The sequence below is a fragment of the Myxococcales bacterium genome, assembly GCA_016703425.1.
GTDB lineage: Bacteria > Myxococcota_A > Polyangia > Polyangiales > Polyangiaceae > JADJCA01.
Genome location: JADJCA010000012.1, coordinates 263981 through 285888, shown reverse-complemented (window position 1 = coordinate 285888; position 21908 = coordinate 263981). Strand labels below are relative to the sequence as shown.

Below are 21908 nucleotides of genomic sequence, written 5' to 3'. Positions count from 1 at the left end.
GCAGCGAAGGGGGCTCGTCGCCGCGGAGATGGCTCGTCCCTCGCGGCGGCGCCACGCCGCTGCCGTGGACGAGAAGCCGCGGTGTCGCCCGTCGTCTACGCGGCGTGCTCGCTCACTTGCCCTTGCGCGGGCCCCGGCCCCAGGTGCTGCGCGACATGCAAAGCTCGTCGCTGTAAGCGATGCGGTGGGCCTCCTCGGGTCCGAAAGCGCGCGCCAGCTCGTCTTCGAACGCCTTGGGCTCGTGCGTAACCGCGAGGAACATCTTGGCGACCGGATGCAGCTTCTCGCCGGGGCCTGGCATCGGCCGCGCACCCGAGCGGATCTCCCCCACGAGGCGCATCGCCTCGTTGGTCGCGTCACCGTCTTTGGCTCCCTCCACGTCGAGGACGAGGTGTTGGCACGTGCTGGGCCCCAACTTCTCCGCCACCTCGGCGCTGTTCACGGCTTGCGCACACAGGGGCCGTAGCGCCGCCCAGATGCGCTCGTTCGATTGCGCGTAGGCCGTCTTAAGCGTCGCGGCGTCGTCCGGTGCCAGGCCCAGCCGCTGCAACTGCTCGGCCGAGGGCGCCCACCCTTCGGGCTTGATGCACGGGGTGCGCGCCTTGACGGTGCCGTCTTTGGCGAGCTCTTTCCAGTCGTCCTGTGAGAGGTCGAAGTCGTGTTTGACGCGCGGCGCCGAGCCGTCGGCCTGCGCCGCCGCTAGCGCCCTCTCCGTGGAGGAGAGCTTGCCCTCGAGCTCCACCTTCTGGGCGGAGAGCGCCTCGAGGCGCTTCTTGTAGTCCGTGACCTGGTTCACGAGGTTCTGATTGGCAGCCTCGAGCGGCTCGTCTCCGCGCGCAGCGACCTTCGCGTCGAAGGCCTTCTGCCCGTCTGCGAGCGACTGCCGCTCGACGCGCCCGCCGCCAAAGGTAGCCGCCTCCCCCGCGCCAAGCTCCGCTCGCTGGCCGTCGTGTGACAACGCGACCTTGCCTTCGTACACGCCGAGCAGCACAAGCGCCGCCGCCCCTGCCCCCGCCGCCGCAACCTTGATGTCTCGCTTTTGCATCTCCGCCACCCTCACTCCAAAACAAGTTCCCTTGACCTCGATGACCCCCGCCGGCGTCTTCACGCGAAAACGCGCACCGGGTTCCACTCGATAAAAAACGTCACCTCGCGACTGAACGACGTCGTCACCGTCCCACGCGAGCTCGGCGCCCGGCTCGAGGACCACGCGGGCACGTGACCCCATCGTGAGCTCGATGCGATCGCGCGCGATGGCCGACCCTCGCGCGGGCGCTGGAGACCGAAACGCCAACGCGACGCTGGCGGCGAGCGACGCCGCGATCACGACCGCCGTCGCGCGCGAACCGAACCGACGCCCTTTCGGCGCGGCCCCCTGACCATCGCTGCGCTCGGCGCGGATGCGCTCCACCACGCGCTCCGAAAAATCGCGAGGCGGCGGCGCCGCGTCCCACGCCTCCAGGTCCACGTCCTCGGACAGCGGTCGCTCGTCGTCTCGCTCGCTCACGATCGCCTCCATTCGGGCTCGAGCGCGGCCCGCATCTTCTCGCGTGCGCGAAAGAGCTTCGTCTTCGCGGTCGCTTCCGGTACGCCCAGCGCCTCGCCCACTTCGGCGAGCGACAAACCGTGAAGCTCGACGAGCACGAGAGCCGCGCGTTGGTCGTCGGGGAGCGTCGCTGCCGCCTCCGCGATGGCGTGACCGAGTTGGCGTCGCACGAGGCGGAGCTCAGGCGTCGAGGGGCGCTCAGCGGACACCTGGTCGGCCTCCTCGATGGGCCCCGCGTCGACGGTGCGCCGCTTCTTGAGATCCAACGCGAGGCGCGTCGCGATGGTCAAAAGCCACGTCGAGACCTTGGCCGTCCCGTGGGGGTCGAAGCCGGGGAACGCACGATAGGCGCGCACGAACGTCTCTTGCGCCAGATCCTCCACCTCGGGCCGTCGGCCGAGCATGCGCGACAGCAGCGCAAAGACCATTCGCTCGTGCCGAACCACGAAGGCTCGAAAGGCCATCGGATCTTGCGCGCGGCAACGCTCGAGGATGGCGGCCTCGAGCGGGAGCGGCCTCTCCGGCTCCATGCTCTTCGTCGTTGGGCCGCTCATCATGACCATCATCACCGAGTGTCACGACGAGCCCGGCAAAAGGTTCCGCGGGGGCGCGCGGGTCGCGCCGCTTTTCTTCTAGGTCATTGAACTGACGTCGCTTTTGTCAGCCCGGAAATCCGCCGCTCTCGGCCAGGCCCGCTTCGATAGAGAGGGCGTTCTCGAAATCGCGCTCCGTGACCTCGTAGGGATTGCCGTCGGCGCCGGAGACGAAGACGCCTACCGAAGCCTTGTCGACGGTCACGTACACAGACACGCCGAAGAGCTCGGTCCGCGACGGAGCCTCGTATTTCGGGAACAGCGGGAGCGGCTGCCGGAGCGCCTCATATTCCTCGATGGTGTATTGGCAGCCGGCGACGGGAACGGCCGCGTCGCTCGGCAGCTCGACAAGCGGTCGCCCCAATCGGTCGAACAGCGCGACGAGCTCGCGCTCGTTGGCGAAGGGCAACGTAGCCTTGAGCGCGTCGCCATCGTTGGTGTGGCGCGAGGGCTGAAAAGTGAAGAGCCGGAGGCGTGTGGGCCATCGCTCCAACTGTTCGGGACTGGGCGGCATTGGGATGATGGTACGTCGTTGCGGTCGATGGAGCGGTGAGCAATTCGAAGCTGTCCGTCCTTGACTCAGACTTCAAGCGATCTAGCGCGCCACGCGAATCGGAATGTTGAAGGTGCGCGGCGTATCGGCCGCCGGGAACGTCCACGAGCGCACCTTACCTTCAACGCATTGTGCGAAGGCCGCGTCGGTCGCCTTGGCGCTCGCGCCAACGACGGCACCGTTCGCGTTCACGGTCGCGACCACCTGCACGACGCTCGTGGTCTTCGAGGACCCCTCCCAACACTCCTTCGTGCCGGCTTGATTCTTCCGCGCGACCTGGAAGCCCACGGCCGCGTCGTCGCCGGCGGATGCGGGCGCGGGCGTCGGCGCCACCTTCGGCGTGGCCACCGCAACGACCGGCTTTGGGCGCGGCTCGCGAGGCGGCGTCGGCTCACGGGGCGGAGCCGGCTCGCGCGGCAACACTGGCGCCGTGGCTTCGACGACGGCAGCCGTCCGCGCCGGCGTGGGAACCGGACTGGGCACGGCGTCGACGCGCGGCGGGGGAGCGACGACCGCGACCGCCGACGGCGTGGGAAACGTCGGCGACGTTGACTCGACCGTTGCGGCGGTGATGGCATGAGGCGCATTCGTTGGCGTCGGTGGGGACTCCACGGTCGTGAACGCGGTCATCGGCTTGGTCGGAGTCGGCGTCGACTCGGGGGGCGCCGGCGCCACGCTCCGCGAGGATCGCATGGCCATCACCGCGCCAGGCACCACCAGGAGCGCGACGAGTCCCGCTCCCCACGCCCAGAGCACGCGATCGCGCGCCGGTGCCGCCGCGGTCGCCGGCCTCGGTGGTCGCAGCGTCGGGACTTGGCGAGAATCAGGCACCTTCGCTGGCGGCGGCGACGTCGACACGCCGTCGGCAGCCTGCGCGGCCACGTCTACCAGCGGCGCTGACGGTGGCACGCTCGCCCGAGCGACAGCGGGCGTTGGTGTTGGCGTCGCGCGAGCGCCCCGCGCCGAGGGGGGCGCACTGGCCGCGACGTTGGGCGGCTGCTCCGATGGCAACAACTCTCCGACGTCGACCACTTCGCCGTCCTCGAGGTCCACCAGGGCTTCTTCCGGGATGGTCTCTACGGGCGCCGGCCGCGGCGTCAAGCTCGCGCGCGGCACCGGTGGTTTGGACACCCTCGAAGGCCGCTCGAGAGCCCGGAGCGCCGTCGCCAGCTCGTCGATGGTGCCGTAGCGCTCGCCCGGGTCTTTCGCCAGGCATCGCCGAATGACCGCATCGAAGGGCGACGGCACTTCGACGAGGATCGGCTCGTCGTGGAGCACCTTCACGATGACCTCGGTCATCGTCTCGCCGTCGAAGGGGACTTCACCGGTCAAGAGCTCGTAGAGGATGATGCCGAGCGACCAGATGTCGGCGCGCGGATCCGCGGACGTCGAGCTCTGCATCTGCTCCGGCGCCATGTACCAAGGTGAGCCCAGGATCTCTTTGGTCTCGGTGCGGCGCCGGTCGTGGTGCTCGACCTTCGAGATCCCGAAGTCGAGCACCTTCAAGCTCGGCGGCCGGCCTCGCGTCTTGGCGAGGAAGAGGTTCGCCGGCTTGATGTCGCGGTGAATGATGCCGAGCGAGTGGGCCTCGCGGATCGCGTCGCAGACCTGCAGCGCGTAGAGGAGCGCTTCGGTGACGGGCACGCGGTGGCGCCGCGAGAGCAGGGTCGCGAGGTCCTCGCCTTCGAGGTACTCCATGACGATGTAAGGCGTGCCGTCTTGAAGGGCGCCGACGTCGATGATGCGGGCGACGTGCTCGCTCTTGATCTTGACGGCCATCCGAGCTTCGCGAGCGAAGCGCGCGCGTACGTCGGCGTGTTCGGCGCGATGGGGCAAGAGGATCTTGATGGCCACCAGCTCGTCGAGCTCTTGATGGCGAGCGGCCACCACCACGGCCATGCCGCCGTGGCCCAAGACGTTCTCGACCTTGTACTTGCCCCCGATCAGCTCTCCGCGCCGAACTGGGAGCGTTTCCTCGCGCATCGCGTCGTAAGGGTACCGCACGGCGAGACAGACGTCTCCTTGACTGTTTTTCTTGCCGGAGCGCTACTTCTTCTTCGCCTCGAGCGCAGAAATGGCCTCGGCGAGCGCGGCGTCCTTGCGCATGCAACGGTAACAATCGCCCCGCGCGAAGAAGCCGCACCCGGTCGTCCGCTTAAACGTAGTGATGAGGGCCAACGCCCGCGCATCGCCGGCGGCGGCGGCCTGGGGCAAGAGCTCCTTCTTTGCCTCACACGACTTCGCCTCACGCAGGTCGAGCACGACGCTCGCGGCCGGCGATGCGTGTGCGCGCACGTCGGGCTTCTTGAGGCTGCGCTGGAACTTCGCGCGGTGCGGCCCCTGCGCGGCGGCTCGCTCCATGAGCACGTCGACGCCGCGCGCGCCCAAGGGCCCTTCGAGGAGCAAGAGCGCCGCGTCGACGTCGTCGGCGGTACCGACGTCGAGGGCCACATCGAGCACGCGGTCCATGTCTGCGTGAGCGGCGGCCTGGGCGTCTAGCGCGGCGAGGCGGCCCAACGCCGCGAGCGCGTCGCGGTGGCGCCCTTGCGCTGAGCAAGCGGCCGCGATCTCGCGCGGAACGCGCGCGTCTTTCGGGTATTCGGCCTCGAGCGCCAGGAGCGCCTCGACGCCGCGTTGGCTCGCGTCCCGGAGCTTGCTATCGGAAAGCCCTGCGAACGGGAGCCAAGGCGTCGTCGACGCAGCACCGCCGTCGACGACGCTCGGATGCGCTCGCGGACCACACGACTTGGCGGCGAGAACGACCATCAGCAGCGACAACAATGCGGCGCCGCCGAGAGCCGGCAGCAGGGTGCGGCGTCTCTCCCAGAACCAGGTGCGCACGTCCGCTGCCGCGTAGGCGCGCGACGTCGGAGGAGCCGGAAGCGCCGTCGGTAGGTTCCCGAGCTCCGACGCCACCGACGTTGTCGGCGACCCAATGTTCGCGGCAGTGTGGAGGACCGCGGCGCCCGAGACGACACGCTCCGACGCCCCATCGCCTCGTTCGGCCAGGTATTGGTTCAACTCCGCGTGAACGGCGGCCGCCGTCTGAGGCCGGTAGCCCGGGTCCTTCGCCATGAGGCGCATCACGAGCGCCTCGAGGGCCGGCGGCACGTGGACCCGCGGCGCGCGCTCCGAGGGCGGCGGCGGCGGCTGCGCGACCTGCATCGTGAGGACCGCGATGGCGGTATCGCCATCGAAGGGCCGGAGCCCCGTCAGCATCTCGTAGAGCGTCACACCCAGCGCGTACAGGTCGGCGCGCGCGTCGACCGCCTCGCCCCTCGCCTGCTCCGGCGCCATGTATTCGGGCGTACCAAAGACCTGCCCCAACTGCGTCAGCGCTTTGTTGTCTGCCGCCGGCGAGAGACCTGTCGCCTTCGCGATGCCGAAATCGAGCACCTTGACCAGCTCGTCGACCGAGCCCTCACGCCGAACGAGCATCACGTTGTCGGGCTTCAAGTCTCGATGAACGATCCCAAGCTCATGGGCGCGCGCGAGGCCGCTGGCGATCTGTGTGGCGATGGTCGCCGCGCGCCCGGCCTCGAGAGGGCCCGACGCGAGCGCGTCGCGCAGGCTCTGCCCCTCCACGAGCTCAAGGACGAGGAAGAAGGCGCCTCCTTCCATTCGCCCGAAGTCCGTGGCGGCGACCACGTTCGGGTGGTCGATATGCCCCGCCGCCATGGCCTCGCGCTCGAAGCGCGCGACGACCTCGTCGCTGCCGCTCATCTCCGGGAGGAGCACCTTCAACGCGAGCCGCTTCCTCATGTGGATGTGCTCCACGAGGTAGACGGCACCCATGGCGCCCTGCCCGAGGAGGGACTCCACGCGGTAGCGCTCGGAGATGATGGTGCCGGGGGCGAGCGCGGGGGTCATGGCGGGACGAGTCAGAGTACACGCTCGCGTTCGACTGTGGACGACACGCCGCACGCCCCCAGGATTGTCGCATGCAGTCTACATGCACGAAACCGTCGACTTAGGATACTTCCCTACCGTCTTCGTGTGTCCGCGTGCACGGTCGCTGAATGCAATCGCACTTGCACTTCAGACTCCTCCTCGTCGCCCTCCTGACCGCGACCGTCAACTGCAACGACGCGGAGTCGGGCACGGACCGGGCAGACCTCTCGTCGACGATCCTGGTGCCCGGCGCGACGCCTGGCACAGCGTCGGTCTCTCCCACCGGCGCTGCCTCGTACGCCATCCCGGTGGCCATCGCCCCGGGCATCGCCGGAAGCCAGCCGGCCCTGTCAATTCAGTATTCGAGCCATGGAACGAGCGGCATCCTCGGTCAGGGCTTCTCGCTCGCGGGACTTTCGGCCATCGCGCCATGTCCGCGAACGGTAGCCGACGACGGCGTCGCCGCCGACGTCGCCTTCGACGCCAGCGACCGACTCTGCCTCGACGGGCAGCGCCTCGTTTCGGTCAACGGCCTCTACAACCAAACGGGTGCCGAGTACCGCACGGCACGGGAATCGTTCGCGCGCATTCGGCAGCGGGCCGACAGCTTCGTCGTCGACGCAAAGAGCGGCCCAACGCTCGAGTACGGCGCCACGCGCGACTCGCGCATCGACGTCTCGAGCGGCGCCGGAGTCCGCGTTTGGGCCCTGTCGCGGGCCACGGATCGCACGGGTAACGTCGTCCGCTACGCGTACGCTGCGGACACGGCGAACGGCGACTACTTCCCGACGAGCATCGAATATGCGGCCAACGCAGCCGCCGGCGTCGTCGCCAATCAGAAGGTCGAGTTTCGCTACAAAACCAGGAGCGACGTGACGCCAGCCTTCGTTGGTGGCGCGGCAGTGAAGACGACGCGTCTGCTCCAATCAATCGCAGCCTTCGAGAGCGGCGTCGAGTTCCGCAGCATGAACTTCGACTACGACGCCGGTCACCGGGGGCGCGCGCGACTGATCTCCGTCCAAGAGTGCGGCGCCGAGCGCAATGGCCCCAACCAGGGGAAAGTGGTGTGCCTCAGGCCGACGCGCTTCGAGTGGACCTCGGCGACACCGCTCACGACCGTCGCGCTGGAGTCAGCCCCCAACGTGGCGGGGCTCGTGAGCTCGGCCATTACCGGTGACTTCAACGGAGATGGCATCGTCGACCTCGTTCAAGTGCAGAGCGCGACGGCGCTCGTCAACGTCGGCGTCCCCGACGATTCGCGCTTCCGGGGTTGGGCCAACTGGGGCTCCGGCTTCTACGGCACCATGCTCGCGGGCGACTTCAACGGCGACGGCAAGTCTGACCTCCTCGACGTACGCGGCGACGGCACGGCTTACGCTTGGCTCTCCTTCGGCAACGGATTCAACGCCACGCTCTTCGCGAGCGGACTCGCCGACGCGTCGCGTCTACGTGTGGCCGACTTTGACGCCGATGGACGGAGCGACCTCTTCGAGGTGGCGTCGAACGGCGACCTTCGCGTGTTCGTCTCGCGGAGCGCGAGTCCCGCGTCGCCCGTCATGGCGTCCCTGGGGCTCGAGCTCGAGAACGTTCGTCTTGCCGACTTCGACGGGGACGGGCGTGCTGACATTCTCCACGTCCAGGGCGGCGCCTTTCGTGTGATTCGTTGGGGCGCGGCTGGCCCTTCATCGAGCGCGTGGGGCGCCGATGGATCGGCAACGGGGCAAAACGTTCGCATCGGCGACGTCAACGGCGACGGAAAGGGCGATCTCATCGTCATTACGGCCGGAGGGGCCGCGAACGTCCACCTGAGCACGGGGCGCGGCTTCGTCGCCCAGGGCACGTGGTCGACAGGGCACAATCAGACGACCCAGATTGCCGACCTCGATGCCGACGGCAAGGGCGACCTCTTCCAATACGACGGCGGCGGCACCGAGTTGCAGGTGGCCCTCTCAAACGGCATTGGCGCCTTCGGCGCGCTGACGAAGATCACCGAGCGAAGCCTGGCCCCGGCGCGGTATCCATCGACACGGGTCGACACGCGCAGCTTCAATCCTTGGGGGCACTACGTTCACACGAACGACGACTTCCGCGATGGAGTGTGGCGCTTCTGCAGCGAGCGGGGTCTAGGTACGACGGTGGCTGGCGCGAGCGTGCGGAAGCAGAGACTTTCGAGTTGGTGCGAGCGTCGCGATACCGGCCATTGCCGGGTCTTCGCCAGCGGCGAGCGGGAAGACTGCAGCCTGAGCAATCGGTGCCCGGGCTCGACCGAGGGCGCCATCGACGCGCCCGGCACCTTGTCCGTTCGCCCGCTCGACGCACCCGAATTGTCGTCGCCGACCGTCGTCTCCGGCGACTACGAAGCCGTCGCCACGCGCCACAACGGCAACTGGTTCGTTCACACCACCGACATCGATCCCGGCGGCAACGTCGTCGAGTGGGTCGACTGCCAGACGGTCGACACGTCGGAGCAAGAAGCCGTCGATCGCTTCAGCGTGCAGCTCGGCGATCTCGATGGCGACGGCGACGTCGACCTCTTGCAGCGCGGCAACGGGGGCTTGCTCCGCCTCGCCCGAAACCCCGTAAACGCGCACTACGATGTCCTTCGCGCCGTCACGAACGGGCAAGGCGCTCGCACCGAGGTTGACTACGCGCCGCTCATGACCGGCGGCGTGTACACGCCGCTCGATGAGCCCATGGCGTATCCGCTAACCGCTGCCACCGGCGCCAGCTACGTCGTCAAGGAGACGCGCGAGACCGATGGCGCCGGGAGCGTGACGCGAAACCTCTACCAGTACCAAGGCGCGCGGACGCGGATGGACGGCCGAGGGTTCTTGGGCTTTCGCCGCGTCGTCACTCGCAACCTGACGACGGGCATCGAGACGCTGCAAGTGCTTCGCACCGACGAACCCTTCGCGGGGCAGCTCGAATACTCCGAACGTCGTTGGCTCGCCCCCGGCGGGCGCACCGCGGTCCTGGGCAAGAGCTGGAACGAGCTCGCGCTTCACCCCGGATATCCAAAGTTGGGAGTTGGCGGACGCATCGACTTCGTCGTTCAAACGGGCGCCATTGAGAAGAGCTGGGATCTCGACGGGGCGCCTCTACCGGACGTATCGACGAGGAACGAGGGGTATCAATACGGCAACCCCACGAAGGTGGTCACGAGCACGTCGTTCGGTGCCGACACGCTAAAGAAGACGACCCTCACTCTGTTCGATCACGACGAGGCGAGCTGGACCCTGTCACGAATCCGCAAGAGCACCACGACGACCGAGTGGACGGGTGCGGCGGCGTTAACGCGAACAACGACGTCGAGCTACCTCCCCAACGGCTTGCTCGCCGCAGAGACCGTAGAGCCCGGCAACGCAGAGCTCGAGGTTTCGACCCGCTACGAATACGACGCGTTGGGCCACGTCGTCACGAAGGTCGCCAGTGCCGCCGACGGCACCGCGCCCCGCACGGTCACAACGGAGTTCGCGGATCCGAGGTTTGCCACGGCGACGCGGAATGAGCTCGGACACCAAGTGCGGGCGGAGTACGACCCCCGATTCGGCCTCGCCACGCGGACCATCGACCAGAACGGCCTCGTCGCGGAGACGGACTACGACGCCTTCGGTCGGAAGCGTCGGAGCAAGGCGGCAAGCGGCGTCGAATCGACGAGCGAGCTCTACTTCTGCGACGCCACGTGTCCCGCCGGTGCATCGGTTTGGGGTCAGGTAAAGACGCTGGGGGGTGCGACGCAGCGCTCGTACCTCGACGTCCTCGGCCGCGAGATCGCCGCCGACGTCGAGGGTTGGAACGGACGCTGGGTTCGCACCCAACGGCGGTACAACAGCCAGGGCCTCGTGGCGGCGGAGTCGCGGCCCGCGTTCTTGGGCGACCCGGTGCATTGGTCGCAGACCACTTACGACGCCCTCGGGCGCGTCACCTCCGCGACGGCCCCCGACGGCGGCACGACGCGGTCGACCTACGCGGCCCTGACGTCGGCAACCACCGATGCCCTCGGGCGCACGTCGCGCACCACGAAGAACGGCGCCGGCTGGCTCGCGCAAAGCGTCGACGCCCAAGGCAACGCGATGACGTTCACGCACGACGCCGATGGCCACGTCGTCTCGACCGTCGACCCGAACAAGCAGCGGCACACCCGGAGCTACGACTTACGCGGGCGCCTCACGCGCGAGGTGAGCCCCGATCGGGGTGCTGTCGCGTTCACCCACAACGCCTTCGGGGAGGTCGTCAGCGAGCGACGGGAGGCGACCGGTGCCGAGACGCGCCTCGCGGTGGACGCGCTGGGTCGCGTGGTGAGGCGGACCGCCCCCGAGGGCACGACTGTTTACCGCTACGACACGGGCTTGGGGGCTATCGGAAAGCTCACGTCCGAGGAGTTTACCCCCGACGGCGGCGGCGGCGGCGTCGTGGCGAACACCCGCAGCTACGCCTACGACGAGCGCGCGCGCCTCGTCGGCGTCGAACACGTCATCGACGGGGAGATCTTTCGCACAACGTCGACCTACGACGCGCTGTCTCGACTCGTCTCGGTCACGGAGCCGAGCGGCCTCGCCCTCAGCTACGGCTACGACGCGCAAGGGCACCACGTGAGCGTTGCGAACGCGACCTCGGGCCTCGAATACTGGCGCGCCGTCGACACCGCCGCCGACGGCCAGGTACGCGTCGAACGTCTGGGCAATGGGCGGAGCACGACTCGTGACATCGACCCGAAGACCGGCCGCGTCACGGCCATCCGCACGCCCAACCGTGAAGGGAGCGTGGCTTGCGTGCCCGCCACGTGCACGATGGACATGGCGACCTACGATGCCGTGACGAAGCGCGACGCGGCGGGCTGCACCTTCAGCGAAGACAACGGTCGCTCGGAGCGGTTGCCTCAAGGTTGCGCAAGCGTGACAGTGCAGAGTTATCTCGCCAGCTACGATCTCGTGGGCAACCTCACAGGCCGCCGCGACCTCGTGACGGGTCTCGACGAGGCGTTCGAGTACGACGCGTTGAGTCGGCTCAAGAGCGCCAACCTGGCGGCGAACGGCACGGGCCTGGAGAAGGCCAACGCGGGCAAGACCGTGACCTACGCCTACGACGCCGTGGGTCGGCTCACGGCTCGGTCGGACGTAGGGCAATACGCCTACGAGGGACCAAAGCCCCACGCGGTGACGCGGACCACGGGGCCGGTAGCCGCCGAGTTCACGTACGACGTCAGCGGCAACCTACTCTCGGGGCACGGCCGCACGCTCACGTGGACGTCGTTCCAGAAGCCGCTCCGCATCGAGCGCGGCGAGGCCTTCAGCGAATTTGCCTACGGTCTCGGTCACGCGCGCGTGCGACAAGCGCTGCCTCACGGGCGCCAGATCACGTACGTGTCGGGCTCCTACGAGGAGCGCACGACGAACGGCGACGTTGACCGTGTTCACCGAATCTCCGCGGGACACGGCCTCGTGGCGGAGATCACCGTCAAGGGGCAGAGTGAAAGCGTCGCCTACTTCGGCACCGATCACCTTGGCTCCATCACAGTCGTCACGAACGAGGACGGCGAGGTCGTGCAACGCCTCGGCTATGACGCCCACGGCAAGCGACGTTTCGCCAGCGGCGGCGACGACACGGCGGGCACACTAAAGAGCGCAGCGACGACGCGCGGCTTCACGGGACACGAGATGCTCGACGACCTGGGCCTCGTCCACATGAACGCGCGCATCTATGACCCGACCTTCGGCGTATTCCTGTCACCCGACTCGGTGACCCAGTTCCCCAGCTCTACGCAGGGCTGGAACCTATACAGCTACGTTGGGCAGAACCCCCTGTCGTTTACCGACCCGACGGGACACATGCGGTGGGGCAGCGTGTTCCGCATCGTCGTCGCCGTCGTCGCCGTGGTAGCGGTGGTGGTGACGGGAGGGGCTGCTCTCGCCGCCATGGGCGCGATGCTCAGCGGCCTCACCGGCGGGTTCATCAGCGCCGCGGTGGCCACGGCAGCGGTGACGGCGGCGGCGACGAGCTTCGTCTTCACCGCCATCGTCACGGGCAGCTTGAGGGTCGCGGCGAAGGCGGCGCTCATCGCCGGCGTATGCGCCGGCGTCGGAGCGGCCGCGGGTGGCGGCTACCTCGGCGGCGCCCTCGAAGGCACGGGACGTGCGGCGTGGCAGGGCGGCGATCTCAAGCAGGGCTTCATCACAGGTGCCGCGCCGCTCGCGAGCCTCATCTACGCGTACAAGGATCGCGGCACCGACGGCATCGCCATGGCCCTGGGGCAGAAGGCCATCGCCATGATCGCCGAGCGCGGCATGTCGGGGGAAAGCTCCGCCCAAGAGGCACCACGCACATCACCGATGCAGCTCGCGGGCCTCGACTCGGGCACGATGAGTGACGTGGCCGGTAGCTTCGGCAACGCCGAGCAAAGCACGGTCTCGCCGGGCGGTGTCGACTACGGCGATCAATGCCGGCCCATGGAGCCCGGTCTCGAACGAAACTACTTCCTCGAAGAGATGTTGCTCGGCGGAAAGCTCTTCAAGCTCGCCGCCGACGGAGTCCGCGCCGCCGTTGGATTCGCTCGAGAGTTCTCCGTACGGGCCTGGACCCTTAGCGAGTGGGCGGGCGAAGCGGCGGGCACGACCGGCGGCTACACCGTCTATCGCGGCGGCCGCGAGTTGGGTCGTTTTGACGCGCACGCCTTCGAGGTCCGGGGACTGAGCCTAGACGTGCCGCACGTTCACGGCTTTGGGGTCTTCGGGGAGAAGGGTCACTTTCCTTGGCGCGCGGTGGTCGACGCTGCGCGGGGCCCGGCAGCCGGCGGCCACGGTCTTGGCGTGCACAGTCCCGGAAGCATGTGGGTTCCCAAGTACCCCGCGCCGTAGCGCGCCCCGCGGGCCCCCTGCTCGGAGACGTCGCTATGGGCGAGGACTGGGGTTCGCGTCGCCGCCCGGCTTCGTGAACCAGTACGCCCACGCGATGAGAACCGCCTGGAGCGGGAGCCGCGCCCACATGAGGGCCGGCTCCGTGAGCTCGCCGAAGGGGATGTGATTGACGGCCATGTTGATGTTCGCCGGCAACACCGCGACGAAGAGCGCCATGAGACCAAAGGCGGCGAGCCGCCGCGTTCGTTCGGCGAGGAGCGCCGCCCCCAAGATGATCTCGAAGGCGCCGCTCACGTAGACGAGCGCCAACTTGAAGGGAAGCGCCGCCGGCACGATGCGCACGAAGCCATCAGGTCGTGCAAAGTGCATGACGCCGGCGAAGACCATGAAGGCGGCCAGCACGAGTCGTAGGGCGCGCTTCATGGTCTTGGGTGCCGGCGGAGTGCTCAAGAGGGCTTCGGCAGATCGCAGTTGACCATCCAGGCGATGCCAAACTTGTCGACGAGCATGCCGAACTTCGCGCCCCAGAACTGATCGCCGAGCGGCATCGTCACTTGTCCGCCTTCGGCGAGCGCACGGAACACGCGCTCCGCTTCGCCGGGGTCTTTGGTGTTGATGGAGAGCGAGACGCCCTTCATGCCGTCGTACGGGTGACCGGGCATCGTGTCGCTGGCCATCAAGAGCGTCGGCCCGATCTTGAACGACGTGTGCATGATGCGATCGAGGTGTTCGGCCGCCAAGCCCTCGGCCGCCGGCGTACCGCGGAACGAGTGCGACGCGACGATCTCAGCGCCGAGGGTTTGCTTGTAGAACAGAACGGCCTGAGCGCAGGTACCGGGAAAGGTCAGGTACGCGTGGACTTCCATGGGAGCCTCCGTGGTGAGGCGCGGAGGGTAAGGGGCGAGTGAGGGGGACGGCAATGGGGGGGGGCAAGTCGCGCCGGGCACCGGGTGACACGGAGCTCAAACAGAGCTCATTTCTCAGCGCGCCAAGCGAGGGTTGACTGACGGCCAGTAGGTCCTGAAGTCACCCGAGGGGACTATCGGGACGTAGTCCCCGTATCCGCCCTCGACTCCGGAGTAGACCTTTCCGTCGCTCGGGAGCACCGCGAGATTGTCGGGAGCGATCACGGGTGACGGGACGCCTGTCTCGCGAAGGAGGGCATTGGCGAGTGCTTGCGCAGCGCCGCTTCGTCCAGACCAACACGCGACAAGGCGAATGGGCATGCCCGGTCGGAACCCCAACCGACCCTTGATCATGGCAGCGAGAACCTCCGGCGAGACCCACTGGTTGAACGCCCAGAATTGGCCATTCTCGCCTCCGTGTATGCCAACGGTGTACTCGGCGGCGTCCTTGGGGATCGCCTCAAAATTATTGATGAGCCTGTACTCGTAGGATCGCCAGTAGTGCTCGCTCGACGGCTCTAGACCACTCGGGTCGCGCACGAGGGTCGGCGCGTTTGCGATGTAGGCGAAGAGATTCGTGCCTCCCGAGAACCCCATCGGATCGCGCGCGGTCCACCTTCCGCTGGCGGGCTCGTAGTCTCGGTATCCGAATCGTACGAGGCCCGTCGTCGCATCCCGAAGGCCTCCAGCGAAGCCCTGCGGAATGTCAAATGTGTTGGCATCACCGCCGAGGGCCACGCCCCACGCATCGTATTCGGCGGTTAAGGCGACGACGCCCGCCGCGTCCACAACGATCTTGGGAGTGCCCACTTCGTCCGTGCCAACCAAGTAGTTCGTACCGCCGCGGCGGAGCGCGTAGAGACGGCCGGCGTCGTCATAGAAGTATTCGGTGACCATGCCACCGGGAGCGCGCGAGTGGGTGACGTAGAACGAGCCGTCGGAATAGAGGTACTCCGTTGTTCCGCTCCCGTCGGTGCGCGCCACGCGGCGCCCGCCGGCATCGTAGCCATAGGTCACCGTGTTTCCCCCCACGGTGGCGCTCAGAAGCTCACCACGCGCCGAGTACACGAACGTGTCACTCCCCCGCTGCGTGAGGAACCCCGCCGCGTCGTAGGTGTACGCCGTCGTGTCGCGCGTGACGATCCGGTCCTGCGCGTCGTAGGTCGTTGTCACCGGGTTCCCCCCCACGAGGGCGCTCGTGCGGTTGCCGTTGACGTCGTACGCGTAGCTCTCGACGACGACGTTGTCTTTCTTCACCTCAACGAGCTGGCCGCGACCGTCGTACTTGTACGCGTACGTCGATGCGGCGGCGCCGTTGACGCTCTCGACGCGGCCCGTGAGTTGGCTCCCGGCATCAAAGCTCAAGGTCGACGAGTAGCGGCTACCGGCGGCGTTGAGCACGCGGGATGTCCGCCGACCGAGGGCGTCGTAGCCGTAGGTCCAGTGCGTCGTCGCGCCGATACGAATCGCGGACGTCGCCCCGCGTGGACCGCTCCTCGTCAATCCGAACGGACCTTCCACCGTCGTGAGGCCGTCGGCGTCGTAGGCGAACGGCGTCGCCGGCCCGCCGTCGAGCGAGCGACTCGCCACCCAGAGGTTCGTGGCCCCTGCCGACGGAACGTCGTACGTGAAGGCATAGGCCCCCGTAGCGGGCCCCGCAAACGCAAGGCCCGTCAGGGCGGAGCCCGCGTAGGTGAACGCGATGCTCTGGGCCGCGCCGGCCGTCGGCGTCCGCACCGCGCTCGCCAAGCGCTCCGTCGCGCCCACGTAGCTTCGCGTGGTTGAGCCCTCGGGGAACGTCGTGCCCGTCATGCGCCCCGCAGCGTCATACGAGAAAGAGACGTTCCGACCGTCGCCGAGCGTGAGCTGCGAGAGGCGCTTGATGCCGTCGTACGCGAGCGCCATTGCGCTGCCGTCGGGCGGCGTGTAGCTCGTCACGAGGTCGCGCGCGTCGTACGCGAACCCGTGCACGGCGCCGCTCGGCATCGTCACGCTCGTTCGATTGCCGTTCGCGTCGTAGGCGTATTGGAACGTCGCGAGGTCCTGCGCCACCGGCGTGGTCTCCGCATACGTCATCGCGCTCACGCGGTCGGCGCTATCGTAGGTCACCTTCACGCGTTGACCGATGGCGTTGGTTCGCGTCGTCAAGCGGCGTGCGCTGTCGTAGGCGAGCGCCGTCGATGTCGCTCCCTGCGTCATCGTCTGGACGAGGCCGTCGGCTCGATACGAATACGTGACCGGCGACTGCCCGACCTCGCGCGTCTCCTGGATAGGCCTCAGCAGCGCATCGAGCACGATCGTCGCTCGCCGCGACGAGCCAGATCCGCCCGCGGTCGTGGAGACGCCGGTGCGTGTCCCCACGGTGTAGGTCATCGTCGACGTACGCCCGTTCACCGTGAACGAATCGGTCTGCGCCGTCAGCGAGAACGGATTGTTGAGATCGGGCACCGTCAACTGTCGAGAGAAGGTCGTCGTCACCGTGCCCAACGGCGTGGCCACCGACACGTTCGACGCGTACGGCGAACTCATCCCAAAGCGCGCGTCGGGCGCGAGGCGCGTCGTCATCGTATCGCCCACGGAATCCGTGGACGTCGTCACTCCGGCGGTGTTCGTGCTCGTCGTCGTCATGGCTCCCGATGGCGCCGTGCTCGTACGCGTCTCCGTGAGACTCCCGGCCGTCGCGACGGCGAACGATTGCGTGAGCCCGAGGGCGTTTGTCAGCGTCACCGTTCCGTCGGCGGCGCGCGCCAACGTCGTCGCGGCGCCCGCCGGATCGGTGTCCTTCACGAGGTACCCAAGCCCGTCGTATTCGTACGAATGGACGCCGGCGCGCGGATCGGTGAGCGACGCGAGAAGGCCACCGGGCGCATAGCCGAGCGCGTAGGCCTGCCCTGCCGGGTTCGCCACGGCGGTCAGGTAGCCATTGCCATCGACCGTCAGCGTGTTGCGTTGCCCGCCGGGCGCGACGATGGCGGTCATTTGCCCGCTCGCGTTTCGCTCGATCGTCACCACGTTGCCGCTGCGATCGGTGATCGACGTGAGCCTTCCCGCCGAGTCGTAGCCAAAGGTCTGCAGCGTCACGTTGGTGTTCGAGACCGTCCGCAGGTGCCGCCCAACGGAATTGAAGACGTAGACCTCGTTGCCACTCTCTGAGGGCACGGCGAGGTCGGCGCCGGTGAAGCCAGGAAGGAAGGGCGAGACGCGCGTGATGACGCCGCCTTGGTAGTTGGGAAGTATGTTTCCCACGTAAAGCGCGCCGTCGGGCCCAAGCTTCATGCCGCCGACGATCCACGCGCCGTCGACCCCGGGCTTGAGTGCGGACGCGGGCATGCCGCCGCCCCGCCCGCTGTTGTCCGCGATGTTGAGGGTTCCGTCGCCCATGTACGACTCGACGATCCCCTCGGCCGTCACGTGGCGTATGCGGTCGCCTTGGCTTTCGCCGTAGCCCGTTCCGCCGCCGGCGGTCGCGAAGTAGAAGCCGCCTCGGCCGTCCCAAGCGACAGCGCGAGCGCCGGCGTCAGAGTAGGGCTTGTCGGGACCGCTGGCGTCGGCGCTGAGCGCGTTGACGCCCATGGAGAGCGAGCCGGCGCAGCGCGCCCCGCAGAACGGACCGGCGGGGCCGTAACCCGCGCCCGCGACGGTCGTGACGATGCCGTTTTCGACCTTCTTGATGGAGCACTGCTGCGAAAAGAGGATGCGCCCGTCTTTGTCGACGTCGATGTAGCTGATCGCGGTGGGCCACGTCGCGTTGGCGAGCGGGATGTTGTTCTGCTCCGTCATGTAGCAATACGGCTGCGACTCGCTTCCCGCCTGGGTAGCCTTGGTGAGGCGACGGAGGATTCCGTCGGGCGCGATGGTGTAGATGCCCGTCATGCGCAGACCTGTGACCGGCTGCGAGGAGAAACCGGCGGCGATGTAGAGCGTCCCGTCGGCCCCGAACACGATGTGGGCTGTGCTCGGAAGCTGCGCTGCGGACGCGGGGCCGCCGACGCCGGTCTCGACGCCCGCGGTGCTCGGCGCCGTGACGTTCTCGACGACGCCGTCGGCGCGAAGTCGACGGATGCCGGGACAGCCGTTGTCCGCCTGCGCGTAGTAGAGCAGGCCATCCAGTGGTGAGATGGCCATGGCGACGGAGTTGGCGACCTGCGTCTGCGAGCCAGGTAAGCCCGCCGCGCCGCAGCCGGCGCTCATCGTCGCGCTTCCGATGAGCGGAGTGACAGCACCTTGCGGCGAGCGCTTCCAAATGCGTGAGCCGTAGTAGGGGTACTCGCGGAAGTAGATCGTGCCGTCGGGCCCCATCGTCCACGCCGAGTGGCGGTACCCGACGACGACCCGCGCTTGGAAGTTGACGACGTCTGCGTGACGGCGTCGGCCATACGACGTCGGCCGTCGCCGAAGAGGAGCTCCTTGTTGTCGGGGAAGTATTGGTGATGGCTCGAGAGCGACCATCCGCCAAGGCCCGTGCGCCTGACGTCGCCGGCCTCAAGGATCCCCTTGTGCTCTTGGCTTAGCTTGATCTCGTTGCGGGTCCGATCGGCTTCGATGATGCCGGTCGGGCCGCCGGCGCCAGCCGGGTTGGTCTTTTCGAGCGCGCCGAAGGCGTTGCCAAAGCCGGAGCCGCCTTCGGCGTAGAGCGCACGGTAGACGTGGCTCACCTTGATCTTCGCCGCGAAGGCGCCGCTCTGCGGGCGGCCCCACGCGTCGACGCCGTCCCAGTTGAAGGTGTAGGTCTGGTTCGCTTGGAGCGGCGGATTGATCGAGGGCGTGAACGTGCGCCCCGCCACGGAGATCTTGAGGTCAACGCGGCGGAGTGACGCGGGAACGGTCGCCTCCGTGATGGGAATCGTGAGCGAGTTCCGAAGCCGCGCGAGGCTGCGATCGCTCCGGTAGTGGAGGGCCTCCGAGGTGCCAACCAGCGGCAAGGTCTCGCCAAGCGTCTGGTTCTGCGCCTCGATGATCGAGCCGTCGCACTCGTCGCAGTCCGCCACGAGGCCGTTCGGGTTCTTCGGTGGCTTGAGGTTCGGGTACCGCGACCCCGCCTCAGGCACCTTGGGCCAGTTGTAGTCCCACGGCGTGAAGTGATCGACGACGACGCGCCAGAGCTCTTTGCCGACGGCGAACTTCACTGCGAGCTCGGTGCGCTCTTGGTCGGTGATGCCGAGCTGCCCGAGGCGCGTGGCGTTGGCGATGCCTGCTGGCGCCTTGTCGACGACGAGATCCGCCATGCCGCCGGTGACCGACTCAATCTTTATGGCGCGACCGTCCTTGCTCCCGACCCACGCGTCCTTGTCGCGGTCGAAGTAGCCCGCGGGGACGACAGAGCCAACGGGGAACTTCAGGAAGTTGTCGACGTAGGTCACGACGGGCTTCGAGAAGTTCACCGAACTGGCGCCCGCGGCCATCGCCTCGTCGACGCTAAACTCTGCGGCGTACGTGTACCCGCTCGTGGAAGGCAACGGCCCGGGCATCGCGTCGGGCCCACTCGGACCGACCGTGAACTCCGTGGCGCGCACGTGAATCGGCAGCGCCAGCGGTTGCGTGGTGCCGTTCGGCATCGTCATCGTGACGACGGTGCCCTCCGTGAAGAGGAGCGTCGCCTGGCGATCGCCGGCGTCGTCCGACTGCATCGTCCCTTGATGGCTCACGACGGGCGCCGTGAAGTCGACCGTCGTGACCGCCGTGTCGAGCGGCACCATCACCACGTCGTCGGCGTTGACGAAGTCGTGCCACGGCACCTCGATGACACGCGTCGACGGGAGCACGCCGCTCTTCTGGTACTCGAGCGTCATGCCGCCGCCGCCGTTGACGACGAGGTCGAAGGCGCCGTCCGCCTGCGTCTTCGTGGTCCCAAACTCGGCGCGGTTCTTGAGCGAAACGGTGACTCCGTCGAGCGGCGTCCCGTCGCGGAGCGCCACGCGACCTCGAATCACCGAGACGCGCACCGGATCGATGGTGGCCGTGAGCCCCGTCTGCACGGCGTTCGCTCCCGTATAGAGGAACGCGAGCGAGTCCTTCAGCGTCGGCAGATCGCCCACCGTCGGCACGGTGGTCGGGCAGTTCTTGCACGTGCCGCCGCAATCGACGTCGGCCTCGGTGCCATTTCGGACGCCGTCGTCGCAGGCTGGCGTTTGGCATTGCAGCTCGGCGCAGACGCTGCTCTTGCAGTCGCCAGCCACGTTGCAGCCGGCTCCGTCGTCGCACTTCGTGCCGCAGCTTCCGCCGCAGTCTTGTGCCGTCTCGCTGCCGTTCTGGAAGCCGTCGTTGCAGGCGGGCGACGCGCACAAGAGCGAGGGTGGGTGGCAAAAGCCATTGGCGCAATCGCCGTGGACCTTGCACGCGAGCGCGTCGTCACACTTCGAGCACGTGCCGCCGCCGCAGTCCTTCGCTGTCTCGTTGCCGTTTTGGAAGCCGTCACCGCAGCCGGGCGTCGCGCACTTGAGGGTGCTCGGGTTGCAGAACCCGCCAGCGCAATCACCGCTCACCTTGCACGCGAGGTCGTCGACGCACTTTGCCGAGCACGAGCCGCCGCAGTCCTTGTCGGTCTCCGTGCCGTTGACGAAGCCGTCGTCGCACGCCGGCGCTGCGCACTTGGTCGTCGTCGGGTTACAGAATCCGCTCGTGCAATCGCCGTCGGCTTTGCACAGAAGATCGTCGCCGCACTTGGTCGCGCACGAACCGCCGCAATCCTTGTCGGTCTCCGTGCCGTTGACGAAGCCGTCGTCACACGCGGGCGCAACGCAATTGAAGCTCGTCGGATGGCAGAACGTCGATTGGCAGTCGCCGTCGACTTTGCAGACCTTCGAATCGGCGCACTTCGTGGCGCAAGTGCCGCCGCAGTCCTTGTCTGTCTCGGTGCCGTTCTGAACGCTGTCGCCACACGTCGGCGGCTCGCACTTCAGCGCCGTTCCGTTGCACGAGCCGCTCTTGCAATCGCTGCCGGCGGCGCACGCAAAGGTGTCTTCGCACTTCGTCGTGCAACTCCCGCCGCAGTCCTTGTCGGTCTCGCTTCCGTTCTTGAACGTGTCATCGCACGCGGGCGCCACGCACTGCGTCGTCGTCGGGTTGCAGAACGTGCTCGTGCAGTCACCATCTGCGGCGCACGTCTTCGTGTCGGCGCACTTCGCGGTGCACGTGCCGCCGCAATCGATGTCCGTCTCGGGGCCATTCTTCACCCCGTCGGTGCATGTCGGCGCAGGGGCTTCGGCGTCCGCAGCGTCGACGGATGCGTCGACCGTTGCGTCGATAGGAGCGCCGCCCTCTTGGTCAGAGGGCAGCGCAACGTCGGGCGTGCCCGCCTCGGGCACCTCCGAAGCGGCGGGAACCGACGGCTCGCTCGGCGACGAACTGCACGCGACGAACGCGATGCACGCGACGGCGGTTGCCCACGATCCCCGTCCAACGACGAAGCGACTCTTCGACATCGTTTCCCCCGACCCCTGCCGTGTCACTGCAATCTCGCAGTGCGGCGGGAATCAGACGTGACACGCCTTCGTGATTTCGGGAAGGCAGGTCTTTGGGCGACGACGTGTGGAAGGACGCCGACGCGTCGCACGGCACCGTCGGTGT

10 protein-coding genes are annotated in these 21908 nt (G+C 67.8%); 1 reads left to right on the top strand and 9 read right to left on the bottom strand.

The window, feature by feature from the left end:
* Positions 1-112: 112 nt before the first annotated feature.
* The 5 genes from IPG50_24070 to IPG50_24050 form a co-directional block, all read right to left on the bottom strand.
* Positions 113-1507: a FecR domain-containing protein gene (locus tag IPG50_24070; protein MBK6695260.1), complete on the bottom strand. Its 1395-nt coding sequence runs from the start codon at positions 1505-1507 to the stop codon at positions 113-115.
* Positions 1504-2103, bottom strand: a complete 600-nt coding sequence (locus tag IPG50_24065) for an RNA polymerase sigma factor (protein ID MBK6695259.1) — start codon at positions 2101-2103, stop codon at positions 1504-1506. The genes IPG50_24070 and IPG50_24065 overlap by 4 nt, the downstream gene beginning before the upstream one ends.
* Before the next feature lie 103 nt (positions 2104-2206).
* On the bottom strand, positions 2207-2653 hold the full coding sequence (locus IPG50_24060; protein MBK6695258.1) for a hypothetical protein: 447 nt from the start codon (positions 2651-2653) through the stop codon (positions 2207-2209).
* A gap of 81 nt (positions 2654-2734) precedes the next feature.
* Positions 2735-4675 carry a protein kinase gene (locus IPG50_24055; GenBank protein MBK6695257.1) on the bottom strand — a complete coding sequence of 647 codons (1941 nt, stop codon included), beginning with the start codon at positions 4673-4675 and terminating at the stop codon, positions 2735-2737.
* 63 nt (positions 4676-4738) lie between these two features.
* Positions 4739-6562 carry a serine/threonine protein kinase gene (locus IPG50_24050; GenBank protein MBK6695256.1) on the bottom strand — a complete coding sequence of 608 codons (1824 nt, stop codon included), beginning with the start codon at positions 6560-6562 and terminating at the stop codon, positions 4739-4741.
* Positions 6563-6723: 161 nt separating this feature from the next.
* Between IPG50_24050 and IPG50_24045 the strand changes: the two genes are divergently transcribed.
* Positions 6724-13437, top strand: coding sequence for a VCBS repeat-containing protein (locus IPG50_24045; GenBank protein MBK6695255.1), 6714 nt, complete (start codon positions 6724-6726; stop codon positions 13435-13437).
* Positions 13438-13470: 33 nt separating this feature from the next.
* On the opposite strand, the gene IPG50_24040 is transcribed toward IPG50_24045, so the two are convergent.
* The 4 genes from IPG50_24040 to IPG50_24025 form a co-directional block, all read right to left on the bottom strand.
* On the bottom strand, positions 13471-13860 hold the full coding sequence (locus tag IPG50_24040; GenBank protein MBK6695254.1) for a DoxX family membrane protein: 390 nt from the start codon (positions 13858-13860) through the stop codon (positions 13471-13473).
* Positions 13861-13883: 23 nt separating this feature from the next.
* Positions 13884-14303 carry a VOC family protein gene (locus tag IPG50_24035; protein MBK6695253.1) on the bottom strand — a complete coding sequence of 140 codons (420 nt, stop codon included), beginning with the start codon at positions 14301-14303 and terminating at the stop codon, positions 13884-13886.
* 114 nt (positions 14304-14417) lie between these two features.
* Entirely contained in the window at positions 14418-18641 is a 4224-nt protein-coding gene (locus IPG50_24030) for a hypothetical protein (protein ID MBK6695252.1), read from the bottom strand.
* The gene (locus IPG50_24025) at positions 18530-21763 is read right to left on the bottom strand and encodes a hypothetical protein (protein ID MBK6695251.1); all 3234 of its coding nucleotides are present in this window, start codon (positions 21761-21763) and stop codon (positions 18530-18532) included. The genes IPG50_24030 and IPG50_24025 overlap by 112 nt, the downstream gene beginning before the upstream one ends.
* Positions 21764-21908 lie beyond the last annotated feature (145 nt).

Excerpts from the sequence above, each read along its gene's own strand:
- IPG50_24055 (MBK6695257.1), bottom strand. The coding sequence starts at position 4,675 with ATGCGCGAGGAAACGCTCCCAGTTCGGCGCGGAGAGCTGATCGGGGGC.
- IPG50_24050 (MBK6695256.1), bottom strand. The coding sequence starts at position 6,562 with ATGACCCCCGCGCTCGCCCCCGGCACCATCATCTCCGAGCGCTACCGC.
- IPG50_24060 (MBK6695258.1), bottom strand. The coding sequence starts at position 2,653 with ATGCCGCCCAGTCCCGAACAGTTGGAGCGATGGCCCACACGCCTCCGG.
- IPG50_24025 (MBK6695251.1), bottom strand. The coding sequence starts at position 21,763 with ATGTCGAAGAGTCGCTTCGTCGTTGGACGGGGATCGTGGGCAACCGCC.
- IPG50_24030 (MBK6695252.1), bottom strand. The coding sequence starts at position 18,641 with ATGGGGCCCGACGGCACGATCTACTTCCGCGAGTACCCCTACTACGGC.
- IPG50_24065 (MBK6695259.1), bottom strand. The coding sequence starts at position 2,103 with ATGATGAGCGGCCCAACGACGAAGAGCATGGAGCCGGAGAGGCCGCTC.
- IPG50_24040 (MBK6695254.1), bottom strand. The coding sequence starts at position 13,860 with ATGAAGCGCGCCCTACGACTCGTGCTGGCCGCCTTCATGGTCTTCGCC.
- IPG50_24035 (MBK6695253.1), bottom strand. The coding sequence starts at position 14,303 with ATGGAAGTCCACGCGTACCTGACCTTTCCCGGTACCTGCGCTCAGGCC.